Annotated in this window: 7 protein-coding genes and 1 rRNA gene; 7 read left to right on the forward strand and 1 reads right to left on the reverse strand. The window is 62.2% G+C overall.

The features are described from left to right. The 4 genes from pgeF to ilvN form a co-directional block, all read left to right on the forward strand. Positions 1–662 (forward strand): peptidoglycan editing factor PgeF (gene pgeF / locus AC4FAH_RS06485; RefSeq protein WP_490245784.1); only part of this gene is annotated, 662 nt, incomplete at its 5' end. Positions 663–975: 313 nt separating this feature from the next. Further along, the gene (gene clpB / locus AC4FAH_RS06490) at positions 976–3,624 is read left to right on the forward strand and encodes an ATP-dependent chaperone ClpB (RefSeq protein ID WP_490245785.1); all 2,649 of its coding nucleotides are present in this window, start codon (positions 976–978) and stop codon (positions 3,622–3,624) included. 578 nt (positions 3,625–4,202) lie between these two features. Next, a complete protein-coding gene (locus AC4FAH_RS06495) occupies positions 4,203–5,927 on the forward strand; it encodes an acetolactate synthase 3 large subunit (RefSeq protein ID WP_043337225.1) in 1,725 nt (574 codons plus the stop codon). Beyond that, complete coding sequence (gene ilvN / locus AC4FAH_RS06500) at positions 5,927–6,418, forward strand: acetolactate synthase small subunit (protein WP_339927463.1); 492 nt, start codon at positions 5,927–5,929, stop codon at positions 6,416–6,418. Before AC4FAH_RS06495 ends, ilvN begins: the two co-directional genes overlap by 1 nt. Before the next feature lie 91 nt (positions 6,419–6,509). On the opposite strand, the gene ilvY is transcribed toward ilvN, so the two are convergent. After that, positions 6,510–7,439: an HTH-type transcriptional activator IlvY gene (gene ilvY, locus AC4FAH_RS06505; protein ID WP_043337230.1), complete on the reverse strand. Its 930-nt coding sequence runs from the start codon at positions 7,437–7,439 to the stop codon at positions 6,510–6,512. A gap of 320 nt (positions 7,440–7,759) precedes the next feature. On the opposite strand from ilvY, the gene ilvC reads away from it, so the two are divergent. The 3 genes from ilvC to AC4FAH_RS06520 form a co-directional block, all read left to right on the forward strand. Next, on the forward strand, positions 7,760–8,776 hold the full coding sequence (ilvC, locus tag AC4FAH_RS06510; RefSeq protein WP_225347380.1) for a ketol-acid reductoisomerase: 1,017 nt from the start codon (positions 7,760–7,762) through the stop codon (positions 8,774–8,776). 209 nt (positions 8,777–8,985) lie between these two features. Then, positions 8,986–9,837 (forward strand): CDP-diacylglycerol--serine O-phosphatidyltransferase, encoded by an 852-nt coding sequence (gene pssA / locus AC4FAH_RS06515; RefSeq protein ID WP_054556944.1) that lies wholly within the window; start codon positions 8,986–8,988, stop codon positions 9,835–9,837. A 647-nt stretch (positions 9,838–10,484) separates the two neighbouring features. Next, positions 10,485–10,822, forward strand: a 16S ribosomal RNA gene (locus AC4FAH_RS06520); the annotation flags it as partial.

A 10,822-nucleotide genomic window follows, 5' to 3' on the forward strand; every position in this document is an offset into this window, starting at 1 on the left:
GCTTCAATCCGGCGCTGCATGTCGGCGATGACCCGGCGATGGTGGCGCAGGTGCGCGAGCTGCTCGCGGCGGAGGTCGATGATGGCCGTCCGCTGGCGTGGCTGGATCAGGTACACGGCACTCAGGTGGTGGATGCCTTCGATGTCTGCCACGCCGAAGACCGCCCAGATGCCCCGCCACGGGCGGATGCCTGCATCAGTACCGGGACCGGACAGGCCTGTGTGGTGATGACGGCGGACTGTCTGCCGGTGCTGTTCTGTGATCGGCAGGGCACGCGCGTCGGCGTGGCGCATGCGGGTTGGCGCGGGCTGGTCGAAGGCGTGCTGGAAGCCACCATCGAGCGTCTCGGTGATGACCCCGGCGAGCTGATGGCCTGGCTGGGCCCGGCGATCTCCAATGCACAGTTCGAGGTCGGCCCCGAGGTGCGTGATGCCTTCATCGCGGATCTGCCTGAGGCCGATGATGCCTTCGAGGCCAGCCCCTACCGGCTCGGTCACTACATGGGTGATCTCTACAAGCTGGCACGCCTGCGTCTCGAGCGTGCCGGGGTCGGTCATGTCAGTGGCGGCCACTTCTGTACCGCCTCTGAATCCCGCTTCTATTCCCACCGGCGGGATGATGGCGTGACCGGACGCCTCGCCACGGTGATCTGGCTGCGCTGAGGCGCTGATCAGGAATCTCTGATCGGGACTTGGATCAGCGCATTCCGCAAGCTCGACATGCAGTACCCACAAACGCCCCGTTGACCTGATGTTTCAGGTTGGCGGGGCGTTTCTGTGTGTGTGGCAAAGCTGATGACCGGCGGGGGCAGCCGGAATCTGACCTGGATCAGGCAAATGCCACAACATGCTGCAGCGCGGCGAATCCTGCCTTGAAAGCCGTGCGCCAGCCCCCATCTTGAGAGTCAGATACGAAATGTTACAGGCGAAGCTCCTGAGAAAAGGAGTACCGCCATGACTCTCAGGAGAAGGCACCATGCGCATCGACAAACTCACCAGCAAGCTGCAGAACGCTCTGGCGGATGCCCAGTCGCTCGCCGTCGGGCGAGGCCACAATGAAATTCACCCGCAGCATCTGCTGCTGGCACTGCTGGAAGACCGCGATGGCGGCCTCAAGGCACTGGTCAACAAGGCGGGCGGCGATGCCACCAGCCTGATGAGCGGCCTCAAGCGCCAGCTGGATGACCTGCCCACCGTGTCCCAGTTCGACGGCAATGTCGCGCCCTCGCAGGCCCTCGGCAAGCTTCTGAATCTGGCCGATCGCGAAGCGCAGAAACGCGGCGATCAATACATCGCCTCCGAGCTCGCGCTGCTGGCCGCGCTGGAGCTGGGCGGTGATCTCGGCAAGCTGTTCACCTCCTCGGGCATCAAGAAGCCCGCCCTGACGTCCGCCATCGATGCGCTGCGCGGTGGCGAAGCCGTGGGCGATGCCGATGCCGAGAACAATCGCGAGGCGCTCAACAAGTACACCCTGGATCTCACCGAGCGCGCGCGGGATGGCAAGCTCGACCCGGTGATCGGGCGTGACGAGGAAATTCGCCGCACGATCCAGGTGCTGCAGCGTCGCACCAAGAACAACCCGGTGCTGATCGGTGAGCCCGGCGTCGGCAAGACCGCCATCGTCGAGGGGCTGGCCAGCCGTATCGTCAATGGCGAGGTGCCGGAAGGCCTCAAGAACAAGCGCGTGCTGTCTCTCGACATGGGCTCGCTGCTGGCGGGGGCCAAGTTCCGCGGCGAATTCGAGGAGCGCCTCAAGTCGGTGCTGAAGGAGCTGGCGCAGGAAGAAGGCCAGGTCATCCTGTTCATCGACGAGCTGCACACCATGGTCGGCGCGGGCAAGGCCGAAGGCGCGATGGATGCCGGCAACATGCTCAAGCCGGCGCTGGCGCGTGGCGAGCTGCACTGTGTCGGTGCCACCACGCTTGACGAGTATCGTCAGTACATCGAGAAGGACGCCGCACTTGAGCGCCGCTTCCAGAAGGTGCAGGTCGACCAGCCCAGCGAGGAAGACACCATCGCCATCCTGCGTGGCCTGAAGGAACGCTACGAGGTGCACCACGGGGTCGACATCACCGACAGCGCCATCATCGCCGCCGCGCGGTTGTCCTCGCGCTACATCACGGACCGTCAGCTGCCGGACAAGGCGATCGACCTGATCGATGAGGCCGCGTCACGTATCCGCATGGAACTGGATTCCAAGCCGGAGGAGATGGACCGTCTCGACCGTCGCCTGATCCAGCTCAAGATGGAGCGTGAAGCGCTCAAGAAGGAAACCGACGAGGCGGCGCTCAAGCGCCTCGGCGCGCTTGAGGACCAGATCTCGGAGCTGGAGCGGGAATACGCCGACCTCGATGAAGTCTGGAAGGCCGAGAAGTCCAGCATCCAGGGCGCGGCCCAGTTCAAGGCCGAGCTGGAGCAGGCGCGTATCGATCTGGAGCAGGCGCGCCGCGCCGGTGATCTCAGTCGCATGTCGGAACTGCAGTACGGCGTGATTCCGGGGCTCGAGAAGCAGATCAGCGAAGCCGGCGACGGCGAGGCGGATACCTCCGCCCACGTACTGCTGCGCTCCAATGTCACCGAGGAGGAGATTGCCGAGGTCGTCTCGCGCTGGACCGGCATTCCGGTCGCCAAGATGCTTGAAGGCGAGCGTGACAAGCTGCTGCGCATGGAAGAGGCGCTGCACGAGAAGGTGATCGGCCAGGACGAGGCGGTGATCGCGGTATCCAATGCGGTGCGTCGTTCACGCGCGGGGCTGTCCGATCCGAATCGTCCCAACGGCTCCTTCCTGTTCCTCGGCCCGACCGGTGTCGGCAAGACGGAGCTCTGCAAGTCACTGGCCAACTTCCTGTTCGACACCGAAGAGGCGATGGTGCGCATCGACATGTCCGAGTTCATGGAGAAGCACTCCGTGGCTCGCTTGATCGGCGCGCCTCCCGGCTATGTCGGCTATGAAGAGGGCGGCTATCTGACCGAGGCCGTGCGCCGCAAGCCGTACTCCGTGCTGCTGCTCGACGAGGTCGAGAAGGCGCATCCGGATGTCTTCAACATCCTGCTGCAGGTGCTGGAAGATGGCCGCCTGACCGATGGTCAGGGGCGCACCGTCGACTTCCGCAATACCGTGATCGTGATGACCTCCAACCTGGGCTCGGAAATGATCCAGCGCATGAGCGGCCTCAATGGCGAGCTGGCGGAAGACGAGGGCAGTACGGAAAGCGCCGACGAGCGTGCCGAGCGCAAGGCGGCCTTCCAGTACGACGACATGAAGACGGCGGTGATGGAAGTCGTCGGCAATCACTTCCGCCCGGAGCTGATCAACCGCATCGATGAAGTGGTCGTGTTCCACGCGCTGGGACAGGCGCAGATCGCCTCCATCGCGGGCATTCAGCTTGAGCGTCTCAAGGCGCGTCTGGCCGAGCGTGATCTCGGCTTCGAGATCACCGACCCGGCGATGGCCTTGCTGGCCAAGGCCGGCTTCGATCCGGTCTATGGCGCTCGCCCGCTCAAGCGCGCCATCCAGAGCCGCATCGAGAACCCGCTGGCCCAGGCCCTGCTGGGCGGCGACTTCGTGCCCGGTGACGTCATCCGTGTCGGCGAAGAGGGCGGGGAGCTGACCTTCACGCGCTGATTCGTGCGCCCGTGAGTGACGCCCCACCGTGACGGAAGCACGCCCTTCCGCTTGCGGTGGGGCGTTTTCGTGTCTGCCGCCCGGGCGCAAAAAGACAACCCGGCGTGAGGCAGGTTGAAATTCACGAAGCAGAAAATTGCGAATTTATCGCCATTGGTGAGGTTTTACGCACGCTTATGGCCGGATTCGTTGTTATCGGTGTGGCATTTGGCGCAGGCGGCGCACACTGGCGTAAGGTTGAGTTGACAGCCCCTTGCGGCTGTTGGACTCTTGACCATTCCTGATTGCGGGCGCGGCCATTCGGGCGACCCTCGAAGCGCCGCGTGAAGGACAGACGCTGAGTCGCTGTCCGCCTGTCAAAGGATACGCCGGTCCGGGTACGCCAACCGTACCGACCGGCCATCAGCCCCGACCGCATCCAACCGATGCGACAAGAGTGCAGGCCCTAACCGGGCCGCAGACGCCAGGGTTTGGCATCAGGTGCCGCAATTTCTGCGGTAGCGACATTTAGGTCGCACTCGATCCGGCTTGCGCATTGCCGCCGGACGCACTCGAGACCTCCAGGGGAGAATAACCAAGTGGAATTGCTTTCCGGCGCTGACATGATCGCCCGCGCCCTGCATGACGAGGGCGTGGAATATATTTACGGCTATCCCGGTGGAGCGGCGCTGCATATCTATGACGCCCTGTTCCGCCAGGACAAGGTCCAGCACATTCTGGTCCGTCACGAGCAGGCCGCGACCCACGCCGCCGATGGTTACGCGCGCGCCTCCGGCAAGCCGGGTGTGGTGCTGGTCACCTCAGGCCCGGGCGCGACCAATGCCGTCACCGGTATTGCCACGGCCTACATGGACTCGATCCCCATGGTCGTGCTGTGTGGTCAGGTCGCCAGCCACCTGATCGGTGAAGACGCCTTCCAGGAAACCGACATCGTCGGTGTGACCCGCCCGATCGTGAAGCACAGCTTCTCGATCAAGCACCCGAGCGAGATTCCCGAGGTGATCAAGAAGGCCTTCTATCTGGCCTCCAGTGGTCGCCCGGGGCCGGTCGTCATCGATATCCCGAAGGACATGACCGCCCCGACCGAACGCTATGAGTACAGCTACCCCAAGAAGGTACGCATGCGCTCCTATAGCCCGGTCACCCGTGGCCACAGTGGCCAGATCAAGAAAGCCGTCGAGCTGATGCTCAAGGCACGTCGCCCGCTGTTCTTCACTGGCGGTGGTGTGGTGTCAGGGCGTGCCAGCGAAGCGCTGACTGACCTGGTGCGCCGCCTCAACTTCCCGATCACCACCTCGCTGATGGGCATCGGTGCCTACCCGCAGGGCGATCGGCAGTGTCTGGGCTGGCCCGGCATGCACGGCTCCTACGAGTCGAACAATGCCATGCACCACACCGATCTGATCATCTGCATCGGTGCGCGCTTCGATGACCGCGTGACCAACAACACCTCGAAGTTCTGCCCGACGGCCAAGATCATCCACGTCGACATCGATCCGAGCTCGGTCTCCAAGACCGTGCGCGCCGATGTGCCGATCGTCGGTCCGGCCGATGCCGTGATCAACGAGATGATCAGCCTCGTGCAGGGTCGCGAGCTGGCCAACCCTGATGCACTGGAGGCCTGGTGGTCCCAGATCGATGGCTGGCGTGCCGAGCGTGAAGGCAAGCTGTATGAGCCGTCCGCCCCGGGTGAGCCGCTCAAGCCGCAGCAGGTGGTGGAAGCCGTGCACCGTGCGACGCGTGGCGAAGCCTTCGTCGCCACCGATGTCGGTCAGCACCAGATGTTCGCCGCCCAGTACTACAAGTTCCAGCGCCCCAACCGCTGGATCACCTCCGGTGGCCTGGGCACCATGGGCTTCGGCTTCCCGGCGGCCATGGGCATCAAGATGTCCTACCCGGAAGACGATGTGGTGCTGTTCACCGGTGAAGGCAGCTTCCAGATGATGATGCAGGAGTTCTCGACCTGTAAGCAGTACGGGATCGGGGTCAAGATCATCAACCTCAACAACCAGTCGCTGGGCATGGTGCGTCAGTGGCAGGACCTGAACTACAAGTCCCGTCACTCGCATTCCTATATGGAGTCGCTGCCTGACTTCGTGCAGCTGGCGGGTGCCTATGGCTTCCGTGCCATCAAGGTGCACACGGTGGAGGAGCTCGAGCCTGCGCTGGAAGAAGCCTTCCGCAACAAGGACGAGCTGGTGTTCCTCGACATCTATGTCGACCCGCGTGAACACGTCTACCCGATGCAGGTGCCTCTCGGCTCCATGCGTGACATGCTGCTTACGAAGACGGAGCGGACCTGATGCGCCATATCATCTCCATTCTGATGGAAAACGAACCGGGCGCGCTGTCACGGGTCGTCGGCCTGTTTTCACAGCGCAACTTCAACATCGAGACCCTCAACGTGGCCCCGACCGAAGACGCGACCCTGTCCCGTCTGACCGTCACCACGGTCGGTGAAGATCGCGTCATCGAGCAGATCACCAAACATCTCAACAAGCTGGTGGATGTGGTCAAGCTGGTGGATCTCACCGAGGGCAGCCACATCGAGCGCGAGCTGATGCTGGTCAAGGTCAAGGCGCTGGGCGCCCAGCGTGACGAGATCAAGCGCACGGCGGACATCTTCCGTGCCCAGATCGTCGATATCACGCCGAGCCTCTACACCATCCAGATTACCGGCGACTCCGGCAAGATGGATGCTTTCCTGGCGGCGATGCAGCCGGTGGGCGTGCTGGAAGTGGCACGTACCGGTGTCTCCGGCATCGCTCGCGGTGAGAAGGTGTTGAGCCTGTAAGACGGTGGTGGTGGAATCGCAAGACAAGAACGGCGCCCCTCGGGGCGCCGTTTTCGTTGCTGCGCCATTTTCGTTGGCTCGCTACCAGGTATCAGTCAGCGGGGCGCTGCGGCGAGCCGGGCAGTTGCTCCCACAACGCGCGCACCAGCGGGTGACGCAGGCGTTTTTCCTGTACGCACAGGCCGACCTTGTAGGGGGTCAGCGGCGGATCGACATCAAGGATGCGCACCTGGTCGGCCAGCGGCGAATTGTCGAGCACGATCTGCGGTACCACGCCGATCCCGAAGCCCAGCCCGACCATGCTGACGATGGCCTCGTTGCCGGCGACCTGGGCATACAGGCGAGGCTTGATGCCGCGTGTATGGCACCAGGCATCGAAGCGCTCGCGCGCCAGGCCGGTCTCCGACAGGATCATCGGCACGCGCGTCCAGTCGATGTGGTCGTCGCCCGCCGCCGAATCGTCCGCCTCGCCGATGCCTTCCAGTTGCTGGCCGGGGCCATCACGACGCGGGGCAATGAAGCGCAGTGGCGACTCGGCGAAGTCGGTGAAGGCGAGACGGGAAGGCAGCACGTCGGGGCGCGCGGCGATCGCCAGGTCCTCGTGTCCCATCAGGACACGCTCCAACGCCACGGCGGGGTCGCCGGTATGCAGCTTGAGCTCCACATGCGGATGGCGGGCACGGAAGGTGGCCAGAATCTCGTAGAGAAAGCTGTAGCTGGCGGTCACCGAGCAATACAGGGAGAGCTCGCCGCGCAGCTCATCGCTGTCTTCCAGCAGTGACTGGCGAATGTCATCCCACTGACTCAGGAGTTCGCGAGCATGACGACGGAAGCGTTCACCCGCCGGTGTCAGCGCGACGCTGCGGTTGTCGCGTTCGAACAGGCTGACGCCCAGCTCCTCCTCCATGGCCCGGATGGCGCGTGACAGGGCAGAGGCGCTCAGGTGGCAGGCTGTGCTGGCGCGCCCGAAATGCAGCGTTTCGGCGAGGGTCAGGAATTGCTTGAGTTGACGATTGTCCATGCCGGAGTCCGCTGTCGGTGAGTGCTGTAGAGGGAAATGCCTTGTATTGCGCAATATGGCATATAATGGTGCAAATATAGCATTTTACGCAATGTCGAGGTGCAGGTAAGGTGGACTCATCGCCGCGCAGGAGGAGGACGGCAGACCTTGATTCAAGGCGCACGACCTCCCCAGGACGCAGAGCGGCCGAGACAGATGGCCGTCGGCGCTGGACACTGTCATACGCCTTTCCCTCGCGGGAAGGGTCGCAAGAACAACAGACACTCTTTCAAGATCTCACGCCATCCCGCTGACGGGGTGAGCCGCCAGGAGCAATGACGATGAAACTCTATTACGACAAGGATTGTGACCTCTCCCTCATCCAGGGCAAGAAAGTGGTCATCCTCGGTTACGGTTCCCAGGGCCACGCCCACGCGAACAACCTGAAGGAATCCGGCGTCGACGTCACCGTAGCCCTGCGTCGCTCTTCCTCCAGCTGGGCCAAGGCCGAAGCGGCTGGTCTGAAGGTTGCTGAAGTCGAGGAAGCGGTCAAGGCTGCCGACCTGGTCATGATCCTGGCGCCGGACGAGAACCAGAAGGCCATCTATGAGAACCAGGTGGAACCGAACCTGAAGCAGGGCGCGACCCTGGCCTTCGCTCACGGCTTCAACGTCCACTACAACCAGGTCGTTCCGCGTGCTGACCTCGACGTCATCATGATCGCGCCGAAGGCACCGGGTCACACCGTGCGTTCCGAGTTCGTGAAGGGCGGCGGTATCCCGGACCTGATCGCCATCCACCAGGATGCGACTGGCCAGGCCAAGGACATCGCACTGTCCTACGCGGCAGGCGTCGGCGGCGGCCGTACCGGCATCATCGAGACCACCTTCAAGGACGAGACCGAAACCGATCTGTTTGGTGAGCAGGCTGTCCTGTGTGGTGGTGCGGTCGAGCTGGTCAAGATGGGCTTCGAGACCCTGACCGAAGCGGGCTACGCACCGGAAATGGCCTACTTCGAGTGTCTGCACGAGCTCAAGCTGATCGTCGACCTGATGTACGAAGGCGGCATCGCCAACATGAACTACTCCATCTCCAACAACGCGGAGTATGGCGAGTACGTGACCGGCACCGAAGTCATCAACGAGCAGTCCCGTGTCGCCATGCGCAATGCACTCAAGCGCATCCAGAGCGGTGAATACGCCAAGATGTTCATCCAGGAAGGCAGCACCAACTACCCGTCCATGACGGCCCGTCGTCGCCAGAACGCCGAGCATCCGATCGAGCAGACTGGTGAGAAGCTGCGCGGCATGATGCCGTGGATCACTGCCAACCAGCTGGTCGACAAGTCACGCAACTGATCCTGGCTATTGGATCCAGCGTGAAATGAGCGGGGCGCTCTCCATCAGGAGGGCGCCCCGCTTGCGTTGTTGCTCTATAAGCGCTATCGAATGGGAGAGGGAAGTGACAGTCGACGGTGAGGCCGCTAGGGTGTCACCACTATTCGCGCTCACTGGCAGGTGTAGAATGTGGTTACCCTGCCACGACGAGGCATGATGCAAGGAATCCCATGACAGACGAAAATCGACATCCCGGCGCAGACGAAGCCCCCGAAGCACAGACACGCCGCAGCAGTTCAGTGCTGGACAAGGTAGTGGAGGAGTTCACCGACGACAGCGAAGTCGTGGAAGAAGCCATCGAGGACGGCAAGCCCGTTCGTCGGCGTGGCATCTATCTGCTGCCCAACCTGTTCACCACCTCCGCGCTGTTCTCCGGCTTCTTCGCTGTGGTGTGTGCGCTGAACGGGGAGTTTGCCAACGCCTCCATCGCCATCTTCGTCTCGATGGTGCTCGACGGCCTGGACGGTCGTGTGGCGCGCCTGACCAACACCCAGAGCGCCTTCGGTGCCGAGTACGACAGCCTCGCGGACATGCTGTCCTTCGGCGTGGCGCCGGCGCTGGTCACCTTCAGCTGGATTCTGCAGGATGTCGGCAAGATCGGCTGGATCGCCGCCTTCGTCTACGTGGCAGGCGCTGCGCTGCGTCTGGCGCGCTTCAACGTCCAGATCGGCTCCACCGACAAGAAGTGGTTCATCGGTCTGCCGAGCCCGGCAGCGGCGGCACTCGTGGCCGGCTGCGTATGGACCATGCACAACTTCGACGCCGAGACCTTCGCCTTCAAGTCACTGATGGTCTTCGTGGTCGCGGCTGCCGGTATCCTGATGGTGTCGAACATCCGCTATTACAGCTTCAAGGAAATCGACCTCAAGGGGCCGGTGCCCTTCGTGGCGCTGCTCGCCATCGTGCTGGCCTTCGTGGTCATCTCGCTGGAGCCGTCCGTGATGCTGCTGGGCCTATTCGGTTGCTATGTCGCCAGTGGCCCGATCATGGCGCTGGGGCGCAAGCTGCGTGGCAACAAGTAAGCGTCAGCTGCCAGCAGTGTGATGATCGATATTCGGCCCCACCATTCCTGGCGGGGCCGAATGCGTTGCTGGCCAAGGGAAGATGTCAGCAAGCAACGGCGCGACGAGGACAAGGAGAACAGAGAAGCAGAATGAGGAGAGAAGAGAAAGGCAGAGCAGAGATGTCACCCGTATGTCCCGAGAATGACAATCTCTTGAAAAAGCCCTTGCCCTCACGGCGGTTCGTGCGTAAAGTACGCATCCGCTGCCGGGGACGCATGGCGTTACCAGCGGTGAAAGAGGTTTGCAGGTGATTGTTTTGCTTGATGTTTTTGAAGTCCGCTTCGACATCATCGATTGACAATCCCGGGCGATTCGCTAGAATACGCCGCACTCCTTACGGAACAGGTGATCGAGCAACGCTCCTCACCGCTTGATGATGCTTAGAGGCAGTCGACTGACTCATCATCAAGTGCTTGACTTCTCAAGCGTTCCGGGTAGAATATGCCTCCTCGCTTAACAGCGACGCTCTTTAAAAATTTGATCAGGTAATTCGTGTGAGCGCTTGCCGATGAGTGGTGACAAGGTCACCAAATATCGGAGCAAGCCTCTCACGAGAAGTTTGACTCTGAACCAAGTTTGGTCTGCTTAACAGACTATCAAGCTTTCAACTGAAGAGTTTGATCATGGCTCAGATTGAACGCTGGCGGCAGGCTTAACACATGCAAGTCGAGCGGAAACGATCCTAGCTTGCTAGGAGGCGTCGAGCGGCGGACGGGTGAGTAATGCATGGGAATCTGCCCGATAGTGGGGGACAACCTGGGGAAACTCAGGCTAATACCGCATACGTCCTACGGGAGAAAGCAGGGGATCTTCGGACCTTGCGCTATCGGATGAGCCCATGTCGGATTAGCTTGTTGGTGAGGTAATGGCTCACCAAGGCGACGATCCGTAGCTGGTCTGAGAGGATGATCAGCCACACTGGGACTGAGACACGGCCCAGACT

The sequence above is a fragment of the Cobetia sp. genome (assembly GCF_983723665.1).

Coding starts and splice junctions, on each gene's coding strand:
- ilvC (WP_225347380.1), top strand. CDS start 7,760: ATGAAACTCTATTACGACAAGGATTGTGACCTCTCCCTCATCCAGGGC.
- ilvN (WP_339927463.1), top strand. CDS start 5,927: ATGCGCCATATCATCTCCATTCTGATGGAAAACGAACCGGGCGCGCTG.
- clpB (WP_490245785.1), top strand. CDS start 976: ATGCGCATCGACAAACTCACCAGCAAGCTGCAGAACGCTCTGGCGGAT.
- ilvY (WP_043337230.1), bottom strand. CDS start 7,439: ATGGACAATCGTCAACTCAAGCAATTCCTGACCCTCGCCGAAACGCTG.
- pssA (WP_054556944.1), top strand. CDS start 8,986: ATGACAGACGAAAATCGACATCCCGGCGCAGACGAAGCCCCCGAAGCA.